General features: G+C 39.1%; 16 protein-coding genes. 13 read left to right on the forward strand and 3 right to left on the reverse strand.

Annotated features, from left to right (window positions below; translation table 11 throughout):
* The first annotated feature begins 54 nt into the window (after positions 1-54).
* Complete coding sequence (locus K8L98_RS04360; RefSeq protein ID WP_223440019.1) at positions 55-1,332, forward strand: Glu/Leu/Phe/Val family dehydrogenase; 1,278 nt, start codon at positions 55-57, stop codon at positions 1,330-1,332.
* A gap of 233 nt (positions 1,333-1,565) precedes the next feature.
* Here K8L98_RS04360 and K8L98_RS26520 read toward each other — a convergent pair whose 3' ends face one another.
* A complete protein-coding gene (locus K8L98_RS26520) occupies positions 1,566-2,216 on the reverse strand; it encodes a phosphatase PAP2 family protein (RefSeq protein ID WP_275976738.1) in 651 nt (216 codons plus the stop codon).
* 129 nt (positions 2,217-2,345) lie between these two features.
* On the opposite strand from K8L98_RS26520, the gene K8L98_RS04370 reads away from it, so the two are divergent.
* Both K8L98_RS04370 and K8L98_RS04375 read left to right on the forward strand, forming a co-directional pair.
* Complete coding sequence (locus K8L98_RS04370; protein ID WP_223440020.1) at positions 2,346-3,158, forward strand: YihY/virulence factor BrkB family protein; 813 nt, start codon at positions 2,346-2,348, stop codon at positions 3,156-3,158.
* A 145-nt stretch (positions 3,159-3,303) separates the two neighbouring features.
* Positions 3,304-3,783, forward strand: coding sequence for a CarD family transcriptional regulator (locus K8L98_RS04375; protein ID WP_223440021.1), 480 nt, complete (start codon positions 3,304-3,306; stop codon positions 3,781-3,783).
* A gap of 81 nt (positions 3,784-3,864) precedes the next feature.
* Here K8L98_RS04375 and K8L98_RS04380 read toward each other — a convergent pair whose 3' ends face one another.
* Positions 3,865-4,179 carry an ArsR/SmtB family transcription factor gene (locus K8L98_RS04380; protein WP_223440022.1) on the reverse strand — a complete coding sequence of 105 codons (315 nt, stop codon included), beginning with the start codon at positions 4,177-4,179 and terminating at the stop codon, positions 3,865-3,867.
* Between the two features lie 202 nt (positions 4,180-4,381).
* Positions 4,382-5,653, reverse strand: a complete 1,272-nt coding sequence (locus K8L98_RS04385; protein WP_223440023.1) for a uracil/xanthine transporter — start codon at positions 5,651-5,653, stop codon at positions 4,382-4,384.
* Positions 5,654-5,942: 289 nt separating this feature from the next.
* On the opposite strand from K8L98_RS04385, the gene K8L98_RS04390 reads away from it, so the two are divergent.
* The 10 genes from K8L98_RS04390 to K8L98_RS04435 all read left to right on the forward strand — a co-directional run bounded on the left by K8L98_RS04390 (position 5,943) and on the right by K8L98_RS04435 (position 14,867).
* Positions 5,943-6,815, forward strand: a complete 873-nt coding sequence (locus tag K8L98_RS04390; RefSeq protein WP_223440025.1) for a LysR family transcriptional regulator — start codon at positions 5,943-5,945, stop codon at positions 6,813-6,815.
* A gap of 373 nt (positions 6,816-7,188) precedes the next feature.
* On the forward strand, positions 7,189-7,908 hold the full coding sequence (locus K8L98_RS04395) for a GntR family transcriptional regulator (RefSeq protein WP_223440027.1): 720 nt from the start codon (positions 7,189-7,191) through the stop codon (positions 7,906-7,908).
* A gap of 200 nt (positions 7,909-8,108) precedes the next feature.
* Positions 8,109-9,194, forward strand: a complete 1,086-nt coding sequence (locus K8L98_RS04400; protein WP_223440028.1) for an ABC transporter substrate-binding protein — start codon at positions 8,109-8,111, stop codon at positions 9,192-9,194.
* 15 nt (positions 9,195-9,209) lie between these two features.
* The gene (locus K8L98_RS04405) at positions 9,210-10,286 is read left to right on the forward strand and encodes an ABC transporter ATP-binding protein (RefSeq protein WP_223440029.1); all 1,077 of its coding nucleotides are present in this window, start codon (positions 9,210-9,212) and stop codon (positions 10,284-10,286) included.
* Positions 10,287-10,294: 8 nt separating this feature from the next.
* Positions 10,295-11,212 (forward strand): ABC transporter permease, encoded by a 918-nt coding sequence (locus K8L98_RS04410; protein ID WP_223440030.1) that lies wholly within the window; start codon positions 10,295-10,297, stop codon positions 11,210-11,212.
* The gene (locus tag K8L98_RS04415; protein ID WP_223440031.1) at positions 11,209-12,015 is read left to right on the forward strand and encodes an ABC transporter permease; all 807 of its coding nucleotides are present in this window, start codon (positions 11,209-11,211) and stop codon (positions 12,013-12,015) included. The genes K8L98_RS04410 and K8L98_RS04415 overlap by 4 nt, the downstream gene beginning before the upstream one ends.
* 13 nt (positions 12,016-12,028) lie before the next feature.
* Entirely contained in the window at positions 12,029-12,352 is a 324-nt protein-coding gene (locus tag K8L98_RS04420) for a (2Fe-2S)-binding protein (protein ID WP_223440032.1), read from the forward strand.
* Entirely contained in the window at positions 12,342-13,430 is a 1,089-nt protein-coding gene (locus tag K8L98_RS04425) for an NAD(P)/FAD-dependent oxidoreductase (RefSeq protein ID WP_223440033.1), read from the forward strand. The genes K8L98_RS04420 and K8L98_RS04425 overlap by 11 nt, the downstream gene beginning before the upstream one ends.
* A gap of 33 nt (positions 13,431-13,463) precedes the next feature.
* Entirely contained in the window at positions 13,464-13,793 is a 330-nt protein-coding gene (locus K8L98_RS04430; protein ID WP_223440035.1) for a (2Fe-2S)-binding protein, read from the forward strand.
* Positions 13,794-14,867, forward strand: a complete 1,074-nt coding sequence (locus tag K8L98_RS04435) for an NAD(P)/FAD-dependent oxidoreductase (protein ID WP_223440036.1) — start codon at positions 13,794-13,796, stop codon at positions 14,865-14,867.
* Positions 14,868-14,905: the final 38 nt, after the last annotated feature.

Consider the following 14,905-nt stretch of genomic DNA (forward strand, 5'->3'; position numbering starts at 1 on the left):
AAACTCACAAGTAAAAGTAAAACAGTTTATTATTCATATCAATGGGGTGGAATCATGGGGATTGTAAAGGACATACAGGCAGATAAAGAAAAAGAAAGCTTAAATTTATTTAAATCCACGCAGACGATTATTAAGGAAGCACTGAACAAACTAGGCTATTCAGAAGAATTTTTTGAGCTTTTAAAAGAACCGATCAGAATGCTCACTGTCCGGATACCGATTCAAATGGATGATGGTTCGGTAAAAGTATTCACAGGCTACCGCTCCCAGCATAATGATGCAGTTGGACCGACAAAAGGCGGCGTCCGCTTTCATCCGGAAGTAAATGAAGACGAAGTGAAGGCTCTGTCAATTTGGATGAGCTTAAAATGCGGAATTGTGAATTTGCCATATGGAGGCGGAAAAGGCGGAATTATTTGCGATCCGAGGGAAATGTCGCTGAAAGAATTAGAGCGGCTGAGCCGCGGTTACGTCCGCGCAGTCAGCCAAATCGTAGGTCCTACAAAAGATATCCCTGCCCCGGATGTGTTTACGAATTCTCAAATTATGGCGTGGATGATGGATGAATACAGCAGACTGCGTGAATTTGACTCCCCTGGTTTCATCACCGGAAAACCGCTTGTCCTTGGCGGATCACACGGAAGAGAAACAGCTACAGCCCGCGGCGTTACCATTTGCATAGAAGAAGCTGCAAAGAAAAAAGGAATTACTCTTGCAGGAGCTAGGGTTGTGATACAGGGTTTTGGCAATGCTGGAAGTTTTTTGGCTAAATTTATGCATGACGCAGGTGCAAAAGTCATCGGCATTTCAGATGCATATGGCGCACTTTATGATGCAGACGGTCTTGATATTGATTACTTGCTTGATCGGCGTGACAGCTTCGGTACGGTCACAACACTATTTAACTCAACGATTACAAATAAAGAATTATTAGCGCTGGATTGTGACATTTTGGTGCCCGCTGCGATTTCGAACCAAATAACAGCTGAAAATGCACACCAAATTAAAGCGTCCATCGTGGTCGAGGCTGCAAATGGTCCAACAACCATTGAAGCCACTAAAATTTTAACGGAGCGGGGCGTTCTGCTTGTACCGGATGTGCTGGCAAGTGCTGGCGGTGTTACCGTATCTTACTTCGAATGGGTTCAAAACAATCAGGGGTATTATTGGTCAGAGGAAGAAGTCACAGAAAGACTTCAAAAAGTGATGGTTGATTCTTTCGAGAATACGTTTCAAACAGCACTTGTCCATAATGTAGATATGAGACTCGCAGCATACATGATCGGAAGCCGGAAAATGGCGGAAGCTTCACGTTTTAGAGGCTGGATTTAAGAGGCGGCTGTAATCTTGATTACTCTGCTCCTCATACTGCGTTCACAATTGTACGGAATTATTTTGGAAAGTCTCGGAATAAACTCCAAAAGTCTTGGAATAAAGTCTGGAAGTCTCGGAATAAATTCCAAAAGTCTCGGAATAAAGTCTGAAAGTCTGGCTGCCTCTATTTAGCGCGCATTAATGCCAAATATCGTATACAAAAAGAGCCTGGAGAACTTCTCCGGGCTCTTCTATATTTTCGCTTTAAATTTCAGGGCCACAATACAAATGACAAGCCACGCGCCTCCCGCAGCAAACCCTGCAATCACATCGCTTGGATAATGCACACCTAGATAGATTCTGCTGAAGCCAATTAAAAAAACGATGAAAAAGAACAAGGCCATAATAAGAACTTTCAGGCTTTTCTTTTTGACCATTAGAGTTAATAAGTATGCAAGAATACCAAGAAACGAAAAGGAAACCATAGAATGCCCGCTTGGAAAACTATAGCCGCTTTCTGTAATAAGAGGATTAAAAGTGGGGCGGTCCCTTTTAAACATCCATTTCAAATAATAATTCAAAAGAGATGAACCAGCTACTGCCACAATTAAAAACAGCCCTTCCCACCACTTACGGTTGATGAACAGCAGAATGAGAGCGATGGACATTCCAATCATGATTCCGGTTACTGAACCAAGGGAAGTAATGCCAGACATGATTAGGCCAAGCAGAGGGGTGCGCAATTCGTGTATATATTGCATGATGGGGGTATCAAAGGAGCGCAGCTCCATTTCGATGACTTCATCAGCAAATTCAATAAAGATAAAGCTGAATGCCCCGATCATCAGGATGGAATACATGATAAAAGCCTTTGACATCTTTTCTTGTGCATCATTCTTCATTGCAAAACTCCTTACCGTATTTAATAAAGAAAATACCACTTTTGATTTTACAGCAAACATTATCGATCGTTTCAGGTTTTAAGAAGCAGATTTAAGGAAAAAGAATACTACAATTGGAGGTGTCGCAGATTGATTAAAGAACTTATTAAACGAATACAGCTGCATGAAACAGGAGATCAGGCAGCTGTGCTGTCCCACTTCTTTTTACTATCCTTATTTCCGCTTCTTATTTTTTTGGTCGCATTGCTTCCTTACTTTAATATTGAAACGAGCAGTATGGTTGATATTATAAACCAATATGCGCCTGCAGAAGTAGGGGGAATGCTTTCTGACCATTTAGAAGGGTTAATAAACGAACCTAACGGAGGCTTGCTGTCATTTGGTATTTTGGCTACTATTTGGTCAGCGTCTAATGCAACAAATGCCCTTATCCGGTCGTTAAACAAAGCGTTTATTGTGGAAGAATCCCGTCCATTCTGGAAAATTCGTCTTCACGCAGTTATTATGACAATCGGTCTTGTCATTACGTTTGCCCTTACACTTTTATTGCCTGTGTTTGGAAGTGCTATTATCGGATTTATTGGCAATTATTTTTCATTTGTAAGTGACAATGAAATTATATTAAATGTAATGAGGTTTTTAATATCTTTTCTAATGATGTGTGCGGTGCTGATGGTTTTGTATTATTTGGCTCCTAATGAAGAGATGACTTTAAAAGGTGTCTGCTTCGGGGCAATCATCGCAACAATCCTATGGCAGCTCGTATCGCTTGGGTTTGCATTCTATGTTTCTCAGTTTGGGAATTTTAATGCTACATACGGCAGTCTTGGCGGTGTCATCGTTCTCATAACCTGGCTTTATTTATCGGGATTTGCGATATTGATCGGCGGAGAAATAAATGCCATCAAGGTTTGTGAGAGGAACGGAAAAAAATGTGTATAAGCCTTGATGGAAGAAACGACAGCTTTATAAATAAAAAAATAAAATGACTATTGACATTTAATAATAAATGATGTTAAAATTAAAAATTTGATATATACACCTCCATATGGTATACTGTAAATAGATACCATATGGAGGTGTTTTTTTGTTCAAAATAGGCGACAAAATTATGTACCCAATGCACGGAGCAGGAATTATAGAATCTGTAAAAGAGATGGAGATACAAGGCAAGAAACAGGAGTACTTTGTTATTAAGCTGTCCATCGGGAATCTGCAGATTATGATCCCTCTGCAAAAATTGAATAAGCTCGGCATTCGTCCTGTTGAAAATCAAGGAAAGCTTGAAGAAGTATTGGTTGTTTTCCATGACGGGGAATCAGATGAGCTGCTGCCTTGGAAAGAACGATATAAAACCAATATGGATAAAATAAAATCAGGGGAAATCCAGCAGGGGGCAGAAGTAGTTAGAGACCTCATGCGGAAAAGTCACGATAAGGCCTTAAACACAAGTGAAAAACAAATGCTGAACAACGCCCGGAATATCTTTGTCAGCGAACTTATCTTAATCAAAGGCTGCACGGAAAATCAGGCTAATGAAATGCTGATGACCAGAAAAATATCATAAGCTGTGCCCAAAATAGTGAGAGCTATTTTTTTTTTTGCGAAAAAATCACAAAAAACATTAAAAAGTGATCTCTCAGTCTCCCTAATCCTCTCGGCAGTTTGATTTAAACAGGCTGCATAATTCATTTGAAAGAAGCTGATTCACTTCTCTTTTATTAAAAGAATAATAACTCCAAGTGCCTTTTGACTCTTTTGAAATCAACTCTCCGTCCAATAAAATTTTTAGATGATAGGATAATTTAGATTGGGGCATGTTTATCATTTCACTCAAATCGCAAACGCACACGGACTGGTGCTGGCAAATGAGATGAAGAATTTCCAGGCGTTTTTGGTCAGCGAGCGCTTTGAATTTTTTTTCAAAGAGTGCTAATGTTTCGTTATTTAGAGCTTGTTCCATATTTATCACCTTTCATCAGGATTGATCATCTTTCATCAAGGATTAAAGTATATTCGGTATGAAACGATTTGACAATGTTTTAACAATAAAAGTTGATTAATTGCTCGGTTGAAACGGAAATAGGACAAAAAACGTCTATCAGAGAAGATAGACGTTTTTTGTGTTAGAAGATAGCTGCGATAAAAAGTCAGTTCCGCATTCTTTATTCCCACTTCACAAAAGCCTCCAGCAAAATTGACAGCAGAATTCCCATCATCAGACCGTTAGATAATAGCGGGGAAATATAGACGGATAAATCCTGAAAAACAGCTGGATCTGTGTTCATGATGCTTACGCCGAGCAATAAAGGAGCTGCAATCCGGAAAATGGTTTTTGAGTCAAAGTTTGTTCCTTGAATGCTTTTAAGTGCTGTGCCGAAAAGCTGCAGATAAGCAACGAAGAGGACAGCGTTTCCGACTGTTATCGGAAGCGTGACAAGAATGGCAACGAGCGGCGGGAAAATGCCCAAAAGGGTAATGAGAGCCCCGCCAATGAGAAAAGGCTTGCGCCTGAAAATTTGAGTGCTTTCCAGAAATCCGATTGTTGAAGTAAAGGGTGCATATGAAACAAGGCCAAGCAGGGAAGCACCTGCAGAATAGGAACCTGTTAAAAAAAACGACCTCCTGAAAGAAGCAGCATCAGGATGATTTTTATAAAGCTTTGCAGCAGCCTGTATAGATGCAATCGTATTGCTGAGGTTCATCATGCCTCCAAGAAAGGCAATCAGGATAATCCCCCATTCCAGATTTGGTTTTCCGAGCGGGAAGAAGATGGAACCCTGCCCGTTAACGGCCTGCATGGACCCTTCCGAAGGAAATAAAAGCAAATACAGAATCCACCCGACGACAATTCCAAGGAGGATAGAGAAATTGCCCAGAAAAGCATTTCCCTTTATTTTTAATAAGCTGACGAAAAAAACAAGGGCAATGGAAAATAAACTTACAGCAGCATTTATTGTTCCATCCGGTTCTATTTTCAGCATTCCTTTGAAAAAGGTCAAAATTAATTGAAAAGCAAGCAGGAAAAGATACACACTGGAAACCATCGGTGTGAAAATCTTCTGCACGGCGGAAGTTAAGTTTAATGCAGCCAGCACGATCGTTACAATTCCTGCAAGCATTATTCCTGTAGCAATTCCTCCGCCAATTTGCGAAAAGCTCATGCCGAGTGAAGAGGCTGACATGCCGAGATTTAAAATCAGACCCCAAATAATCCCGGAATGTCCCTCCATTATAGGGTATCTGTGGCCAATCCACCCTTGAAGAAAGCATGCGAGACCTGTAAAAATCAAAGAGCTTCTGAGAGTTATGGCAATTTGGTCTGGTGTAAGTTCAAATGCAGTACCTACTGAAATAGGAACGACAATCGTATTTGCAAAGATAAAAAACAGCCACTGTATCGAGGCAAGCGGAGTTGTAAATCGGGATAATTTCATTATTCTTTCACCTATTTCGATTATGCCTTAGAACAGAACGATAAGAAGAATATATTCTTAAAGGCGTTATTTGGAAGACGTGGCGCATTATTTATGATCATATAAAATGATCCTGAATCAATCCTTTTCATGCTATTAACTGACTAATTCCCCTTCTTATGCAGCAATGGTTTTTCTCTCATTTTTTTCGTTTCCTATTATTTATGCTATCATACGATTAAGTATATGAAAAATATTTATTTAATCAATAAACTATATGAATTTAGTATATGGAAAAGGCAGGTTATATATGGATATCAGACAAATGAAGTATTTTATCGCCATTGCAGAAGAAGGCCAAATAACTGCGGCGGCAAATCGTTTGAGAATGGCACAGCCTCCTCTCAGTCAGCAGCTGAAAGCGATGGAAACTGAGCTTGGTTTACTCTTGGCGGAAAGAAAGGGAAAATCCCTTGAGCTTACAGATGCAGGACGTAAGCTGTATCAGCATGCTCTTAAAATAACAGATGCCATGGAAGAAGCCGTGCTCGAAGTAAAAGAAACAGGATCAGGTAAAAAAGGAAAGCTTTCAATTGGAGTGAATACGTTATCGAATTATGATTTGCCGAGATTATTAAAAACATTTCAAAAAAGATATCCAGGTGTATCTTATAAGATTCAGCAAAATGAATCTACGCAGCTGTGCAAACTTCTTAAAGAAAGAGTAATCGATCTCGCAATAGTGAGATTGCCGCTTGAACTTGATGAATTTGACGCAATTTCGCTTAAACCGGAGCCTTTTTATTTCGTAACTGCTGATTCATCACTCATTATGTCATCTTCTGTTGCGTTTGAGGAGCTTACTGATATTCCGCTCATTATCCCAAGTACAGAGGGGCTTGGTTTGTATAACAAAATTTCTTTTGCTTTTACGAGCAGAGGGTTAAGTCCCGACATCATGTGCGAGTGCTCTGATATTTCCATTCTTTTTGATTTGGTTTCCTCTAAATTCGGATCTACCATTGTCCCCGAAACAGCGGTCAGACTAAATTCGCTGAAAGATTTACATGTTTATCTTGTAGAGGACACAGAAGAGCTAGGGGAATCAGGTGTAATTTTCATTAAAAATCACTACTTGCCAAAAACAGCTCAAAACTTCCTTGAACTAGTACAAGAAGGGTAATATGGCTAAACAAACAGAGGGGTAAAGGGAAAAAAGTTGTTTTAGAAACGGGTTATAAATTTTAAGAAAATCACACAGATAAGCAGGAGCCCCTGCATTTTCTGGCGAAAATAGTGGCTAAGGAGGGTTAGGAAGGAGCAAACATACAGAAAAAAACAGACGTTATCTTAATTGGCGGCTGAGTCATGAGCGCGACTTTGGGATCATTACTGAAAGAGTCGGAACTGAAATGACATATACTCTCTAAGACTTTCTAACATTGGTATTCGATACTAAAGCCTATAAAAAATAAATATTCTAAATATATTGACATTTTTCCTTAAAAGAGATAATTTTAAAATTATAAAGTTATAATATTATAAGGAGAATTATAATGCAGATAGATAAAAACCAGCTTATTCCCCTTTACAAACAAGTGGAACACGTTTTAGAGGAGAAAATAACATCAGGTCATTGGGAAGTAGGGAGTCAATTACCAACTGAACAAGAATTATCTGACCTTTTTGATGTTAGTACCATTACTGTTAAAAGGGCCGTAATTGAGCTTGTAAATAAAGGATATCTTTTTAGGCAAAGAGGGAAGGGAACTTTTGTCTCGGGAGCTGTAAAAGAACAAGATATCAATTCTTTTATTTCTTTAACAACTGATTCTGAAGAAGAGCATCCGCATGAATTGATTAGTTTTTCTATTGAGGATGCGGGAATCGAGGTTGCAGAGAAAATGAATCTTCAAAAAGATTCACCAGTGATTAAAATAAAGCGCTTAAAAACCGAAAATAGTGAACCGCAAGCGCTTGAATATACATATCTTCCAGCCGCAAAATGCCCTGGTCTTACACCAAATGATATCAACAATGAGCTTATTTATAATTTACTTAAAGGCAAATTTAATATTGCATTAGGAAGAGCCAAGGCAATTATTAAACCTTTCATTGTACTTAATGAACAAGCGAAACTGCTCAATATTGAATCTGGCAGCGCCGTTTTTGAATGGGAAAGGTTTACCTATACAAAACAAGAAGAGATTATCGAGTACTCGAAATTTTATATTCGGCAAGATAAAGAAACTTATTATACTGAAGTCTTTTTTTAAAAAAGTTGATTCCATTTACACAAGTTATAAAAATATAAAGTTATAATATTATATTTTTTTAATCATTATTATCTGATAATTTATAATATTATAATAATATAAATTATAGATGGAAAAAGGAGTGAAAATCCATTATTCTTCATCACGATCAGCTCTTTATGTGCAGGAAATGCAAGTTAAATTGTTGAGGGGGAAAAATGATGAAAAGAACAACCTTTTTTACCGTATTAATTTGTTTACTGCTAGCCATAGCTTCTGGCTGCAGTAGCCAAGCAGGAACTTCAGGTGCAGGCTCAAAAGAGAAAGATGGACAAAAAACATTAGTTTTGGCTGCCTACGGCGGTAGCTATGAACAAAAGATGAAAGAAGTTCTTATCCCTAAATTTGAAAAGGAACATGACGTAAAGATTAAGTATATTACCGGAAGTTCGGTTGATACTTTGTCAAAGCTGCAAGCTCAAAAGGACAATCCGCAAATTGATGTTGCATTTTTAGATGATGGTCCGCAGGCACAAGCAAAAGCCTTTGGGTTACTTGCGCCTTTAGATCAGGAAGTAGTTACTAATTTAGAAAATGTATACGACATCGCAAAGGATAAAGATAATATTGGAGTCGGTTTTGGAATCATTTCGACGGGACTGGCGTATAACAAAGAATTCTTTGAGAAAAATGGCTGGGAGCCATTAACATCTTGGAATGATTTGGCTGATCCTAAGTTTAAAGGGAAACTTGTATTGCCTTCGATTGCCAATACTTACGGGGTTCATATGCTTCTCATGACAGCTATTGCTAACGGGGGCAGTGAAGAAAATATTGAGCCAGGTTTTGAAAAATTAAAAGAAATTGCCAAAAATGCAGTCACATTTGATAAAACGGCAGACGTTTCCAACTATTTCATGCAGGGTCAGGCTGTGGCAAGTGTATGGGGCAGCAGCCGTGTATACACGCTGCAGGACACAGGTTTTCCAATCGAGTATGTAGTACCTGAAGAGGGGGTTCCTGCACTGATGCCAACTATTAGTGTAATTAAGGATGCACCAAATGCAGAACTTGCGCAAAAATTTGTCAATTTTATTTTAGATGAAGAAGCACAGACTTTATTTGCTAATTCATTGTTTGATGGTCCGGTTAATAAAAACGTGAAATTAGAGGGAGATATTACTAAAAAGATCATTTATGGCGAAGACCAAATTGCAAAACTTATAAAGGTAGATTGGGATGTTGTGAATAAAAAAAGAGCAGAGTGGACTGAAAAAGCAAACAAAGAAATTGAAGTAGCCCACTAACGAAGAGGTGATATGATGAGTTTTTTAAGCCTTGAAAATGTGTTAAAAACATTTAATAAAACAGAAGTGGTAAAAAAGTTAAATCTTGAGATCCAAAAAGGGGAGCTTATGTCCTTTCTTGGTCCATCTGGATGTGGAAAGACAACAACCTTAAATATGATTGCGGGATTTTTGGATGTGGATGGCGGAAAAATCAAGGTGGACGGGAAACCCGTTCACCTGACTCCTCCAAATAAAAGAGAAATGGGCATGGTATTTCAAAACTATGCTTTGTTTCCTCATATGACTGTTTTCAATAATGTGGCATATGGGCTGAAACTTCGGAAAGTCGGAAAAAGTGAATTGAATAAGCGTGTGCTTGAAGCATTGGAAATGGTCCGATTATCAGGCTATGAAAAACGTTATCCGAAAGAGCTTTCAGGCGGACAGCAGCAGCGTGTCTCCTTGGCAAGAGCTTTAGTTATCAAACCGAAAGTACTGCTGCTTGATGAGCCATTAAGTAATCTCGATGCAAAACTTCGCCAGGAAATGCGCGAGGAAATTGTGGATATTCAAAAGAAGGTCGGAATTACCACTATATTTGTTACACATGACCAAGAGGAGGCACTTGCGATTTCAGACCGGATAGCGGTTATGTATGAAGGGAGAATTGAACAGGTTGATACTCCTGCTGAAATCTATAATCACCCGAAAACTGATTTTGTGTCCCAATTTATTGGAGAAGTAAATCAAATTCAGGGAAAAGTGCTGGAAATCTATGAAGATAACAAATGCAAAATGCACTTTTTCGGTCATGAACAGATTGTTTCGGTCAATTCGAAGAAGAATTCAGAGGTTGATTTTTTTATCAGGCCTGAAAAAATACAAATCTCTTTAGTAGATCCCTCTGATAGAAATGCAGGTTTTCCGACGAAAGTCGAAAGGAAGATGTTTCTGGGTGCTAAGACAAGATATATTTTAAAAGCACAAGATAAACAGCTGGTTGCTGATATATCAAATACAGTATTAAATCCTAATCAAATTCACGAGGGAAACAACGTATTTGCTATTTGGAATCCAGAGGATTTATTACCTTCCAGAAAGGTGAGGTGACAGATCAAATGCAAACCCCTATCGGAATGGAACAAGATATATTGCTAAAACAGAAGAAAAAGAATAAAAACAGGAAACGCCTTGATACGTGGCTATTATTGGTTCCTACTCTTGGAATATTCATCTTTTTCTTTTTACTTCCTCTCTTTTTCCTTTTTATCACCAGTTTTAAGACGTTCGATGCCGGAAGTGGAATTGGAAGTGAATGGACATTCCAAAATTATATCAAATTCATTTCGGACCCTTTTTATTTAAGCGTCGTATGGAGAACGGTAAAAATCGCTTTGCTGACAACATTGGCTTCAATCATCATTTCTTACCCTGTGGCATTTCAAATTTCAAGAGCAAGCGGAAGAGTGAAAAATTATTTAACATTGCTTGTATTATCGCCGCTGTTGATTAGTATGGTCATCCGCTGCTATGGCTGGGTTATTTTACTGTCAAATAACGGTGTAGTGAATAATACTTTGATAAACCTGGGCTGGATTGACCAGCCGTTAACTTTACTGTATACGGAGTTAAGTGTGGTTATCGGTATGGTACACGTCTTATTGCCATATATGGTGTTAAGTATCATGGGTTCGCTTGAAAGAATCGATCCTTCCGTTATAAGGGCCTCACAAAATCTTGGGGCAAGCTCATTTAGAACATTTTTTTCAGTTTTACTGCCTTTAACATTACCGGGAATTTTTGCAGGATCTGTTATGGTATTCAGTTTAAGTGTAAGTTCATTTGTTACACCTGCTATTCTTGGCGGTCCACAGGTGAAAGTTATGTCCTATTTAACATATGAGCAGGTTGCCGTTATGTTGAACTGGCCATATGGTGCAGCAATTGGCTTCTTATTAATTATTATTGCGACGATTACGATCATCGCTTATAGCAAAGTTCTTGCCAGTTCGGAAAAAGGAGTGGCAATTCAATGAAGAAAAAGAAATTTCCCAAATTTCTATTTAACTTTGTTTGTTTCATAGTATATGTCTTTTTACTTGCACCTATTGTCGTTGTATTAATGTCTTCATTAACAACCACAGATTATATTGTTTTTCCGCCAAAAGGATTGACTCTCAAGTGGTATGTTGAGCTTGTCGAACATCCCGAATTTATGCAATCTTTGGTGCTAAGTATTATTGTGGCAGTTGGTACTTCAATGATCGCAACGGCAATCGGGACGCTTGCATCCATCGCTGTTGTCAGGCGTCAATTTAAAGGGAAAACAGCCATTGTCCAATTAGTTGGATCACCTCTCTTAATACCATCCGTCGTGTTTGGAGTGGCCCTTCTCCAGTTTTATTCTTGGATAGGTTTGGCCGCAAGTCCTCTTGCTTTAATAATTGGACATATTATTCTAACAGTACCTTTCGTTATGCGCTTAGTAGTTGCTAGTTTGGCAGGCTTTGATCGCTCCATAGAACAAGCTGCCATGAATTTGGGGGCTGGGCAAGTTAAAGTGTTTTTCCAAATTACTCTTCCTGTTATTAAATCCGGGGTAATAGCAGGTGCCATTTTTGCATTTATCACATCATTTGATGATTTAACAGTAGCGTTATTTATTGTAAGTACCGATGTCGTTACGCTGCCGGTCCGGATCTATACTTACATGCAATACCAATATGATCCAATCATCACATCTGTATCAAGTATTATGATTTTATTAACCATCGTGCTGATGCTTGTCATTGAAAGAGTTTTAGGTGTAGGAAAGGTCTTTGCATCGAAAAAACAATAAGAAGGGTGTTTTTATGCATATTGAAAATCATCCCGTATTAGGGAAACAACTGACAAAGCCTGTAACGATCTATTTTAATAATAAAAAATATAAGGCATATAAACAGCAGACGGTTGCAGCAGCCTTAATAGCCAATGGAGAAATTAAATTCGGCTTAAGCAGGAAGTTAATCCAGGCAAGAGGGCTTTTTTGTTCCCGGGGCAGATGCTGCAGCTGCTATATGACGGTGAATGGAGAGGAACATGTACGCTCTTGCATGGTAAGGGTTGAAGAAGGGATGGAAATATATCCAAACCTAGAAGACCCAGAGGTAAGGAGCGATGACTATGGAGACTGATGTTCTCATTATCGGAGCCGGACCTGCGGGACTTGCAGCCGCATATGAAACGGCATCAAAAGGGATTGATGTAACGATCGTAGAGGAATCCATTTCAGCAGGCGGACAGCTAATCCAGCAAACGCAAATCATACAATCATTGCCCTCCTCTTTTCAGCCAATGCGGGGTTTTGAGCTGGCTGAAAAATTAAAAGGTCAGTTAAAAGAATTTCCTATTCGTTATTTATTCCAACATCGAGTGATTGGCTTATATGCAGATGGCAGTGTTGGAATTACGGATGAACAGAATGTTTTTCCGGTGAAAGCAAAGAAAATAATCGTGGCCACTGGAGCAGCTGAAAGCGCCGTTCTTTTTCCGAAATGGACCTTGCCGGGAGTAATAACGATTGGTGCAGCTCAAACATTAATCAACCGGGATTTTGTTCTGCCTGGCAAGGAAGCTGTCATCGTTGGTTCAAGTGACTTTGCGATGGAAGTTGCTCTCCAGCTCATAGAGGTTGGCGTTAACATTAGGGGGATTGTTGAAAGTCAGCCTCAGGTTACTGCCAGAGATAAGGAAAAAATGGAGCAAGTGGAAAGATGCGGAGTTCCATTTTATTTAAACTCTTCTATTAAAGAAGCGAGAGGAAATGGGCAGCTTGAAGAAATCGAGATTCAGCTCCAGGATGGAATATTAACAGAAAAAATCGATCTGGCTTGTATCGATGGCGGGAGAACGCCGATTCTTGATTCTTTTTATCAATTAGGATGTTCGTTCAGTTATCAGGAAAAGCTTGGCGGTTGGATCCCACAATATAATAAACGTTTCCAAACAGATCGTGAAAATGTTTTTTTAGCCGGAAATGCAGCAGGTATCAGCTCACAAGGAGTACTGCTAGTAACCGGTATGATAGCAGGTATAAGTGTATGTGAGGCCTTACAGGCAATAAGCAATGAAGCTGCTGAGGAAATAAGGCTTTCCCTTTGGGATGAGTTAGAGCTGCTCGAAACAAAACTAAATACGGAAGTCTTGCAGGGAAGAAATCAGCATATTGAAAGTTTTGCAAACCCAATGCTTAAAGATCAATTTATTTCATAGATAAATAGAATAAGTGACTAGAAGGTGAATTAGTTGGATAAAACAACAATCATTTGTCGATGTGAAGAAATAAGCTATGAGGAAGTTGAGGAAACCATTGGACATGGAGCAAGAACCTTTGATGATGTTAAAAGACTGACACGATGCGGCATGGGTCCATGTCAGGCGAAAATATGCACAAACCTTGTTGCAAATGTGATTCATGAACAAACAGGCAAGCCATTTCATGAGATTCCATTGCCTCGGATGCGGATGCCCCTATCCCCAATAAAACTTGAAACATTAGCGACTGACAGCACATTGTTTTCCGCAGTGAAATCTGTTTTAGATGAGGTGGAATTAGAGGACGGGAAGGTGAGATAAATGGAAACACGTTACGAAACAGTTGTTATTGGTGGCGGAGTCATTGGGAATGGAATTGCCTATCACCTTTCTGAACGCTATAAGGAAGGGGTACTAGTTCTTGATAAGAAATATCCTATGTCAGGAACATCAGGATCCACCCAAGCCTGGGTGTGGGTACATAATAAAACCCCATCCTGGTATGCTGAATTTAATATGTACAGTGCTGAACTCTATCCGTACTTATCTAAAAAAATTGGAGATGTTGAATATAAACGGACAGGCGGTCTATCTCCATTTTTCAATGAGAAAGACCGGGAAAAAGCATTTCAGCTTGCAGAGTCATACCGGAAGATTGGCATTAAAATTAAAGTGCTGTCAAGAGAAGAAGTACTGGAGAAGGAGCCCTCTATCAATCCTGAGGTCGCAGGAGCAACTTATAGTTCGATCGACGGAAACGTCAATCCATTTCGGTTGATAGACATGTATATGAGAGCTGCAAGGAAAAATGGTGTGAATTATTCTACTTATAACAAAGTAATAGACATACAAAAGCAGGAAGAAAAATTTATTGTTGTTTCAGACAAGGAAACCTATGTATGTAAAAACCTCATTCTCGCTGGCGGAACTTGGTCAAAGGAACTGGGAAGTATGCTTGGAATCAATATTCCGGTGAAACAATTAAGAGGGCAAATTCTTGTTTCGGAACCTCTAAAACCATTCCTGAATTATACGATAAGCGGGCTGAGACAGGCTAATAATGGTGAGGTATTAATGGGGTATTCAATGGAGGAGGCAGACTTTGACCGCTCAACAACTCTTGATGTTATTCAGGAAACAGCAAATATGGCTGTTCACTATGTACCTTCATTGAGAAAAGCAAAAGTTGTCCGTGCCTTTTCAGGAATTCGTGCCATGCCAGAGGATGGTTTCCCGATTATTGGAAAAGTGCCTGAAATTGAAAATCTATATGTGGCAGCTACACACAGCGGTGTAACACTATCTCCTCTAATTGGAACGCTAATAACTGAATTAATTTTGGATGGAGAAACATCTATTCCGATTGATCGGTATTCGGTTAGCAGATTTGGGTGAGAGTATTACATGTATTAAACAAAGGTTTATGCTAAAAA

Origin of the sequence: Metabacillus dongyingensis, assembly GCF_019933155.2 — a bacterium.
Taxonomy (GTDB): domain Bacteria; phylum Bacillota; class Bacilli; order Bacillales; family Bacillaceae; genus Bacillus_P; species Bacillus_P dongyingensis.

Bases quoted from the DNA above. Each gene is read 5' to 3' on its own strand.
- K8L98_RS04360 (WP_223440019.1), top strand. From the start codon at position 55: ATGGGGATTGTAAAGGACATACAGGCAGATAAAGAAAAAGAAAGCTTA.
- K8L98_RS26520 (WP_275976738.1), bottom strand. From the start codon at position 2,216: ATGAAGAATGATGCACAAGAAAAGATGTCAAAGGCTTTTATCATGTAT.
- K8L98_RS04380 (WP_223440022.1), bottom strand. From the start codon at position 4,179: ATGGAACAAGCTCTAAATAACGAAACATTAGCACTCTTTGAAAAAAAA.
- K8L98_RS04385 (WP_223440023.1), bottom strand. From the start codon at position 5,653: ATGAAATTATCCCGATTTACAACTCCGCTTGCCTCGATACAGTGGCTG.
- K8L98_RS04390 (WP_223440025.1), top strand. From the start codon at position 5,943: ATGGATATCAGACAAATGAAGTATTTTATCGCCATTGCAGAAGAAGGC.
- K8L98_RS04395 (WP_223440027.1), top strand. From the start codon at position 7,189: ATGCAGATAGATAAAAACCAGCTTATTCCCCTTTACAAACAAGTGGAA.
- K8L98_RS04400 (WP_223440028.1), top strand. From the start codon at position 8,109: ATGAAAAGAACAACCTTTTTTACCGTATTAATTTGTTTACTGCTAGCC.
- K8L98_RS04405 (WP_223440029.1), top strand. From the start codon at position 9,210: ATGAGTTTTTTAAGCCTTGAAAATGTGTTAAAAACATTTAATAAAACA.
- K8L98_RS04410 (WP_223440030.1), top strand. From the start codon at position 10,295: ATGCAAACCCCTATCGGAATGGAACAAGATATATTGCTAAAACAGAAG.
- K8L98_RS04415 (WP_223440031.1), top strand. From the start codon at position 11,209: ATGAAGAAAAAGAAATTTCCCAAATTTCTATTTAACTTTGTTTGTTTC.
- K8L98_RS04420 (WP_223440032.1), top strand. From the start codon at position 12,029: ATGCATATTGAAAATCATCCCGTATTAGGGAAACAACTGACAAAGCCT.
- K8L98_RS04425 (WP_223440033.1), top strand. From the start codon at position 12,342: ATGGAGACTGATGTTCTCATTATCGGAGCCGGACCTGCGGGACTTGCA.
- K8L98_RS04435 (WP_223440036.1), top strand. From the start codon at position 13,794: ATGGAAACACGTTACGAAACAGTTGTTATTGGTGGCGGAGTCATTGGG.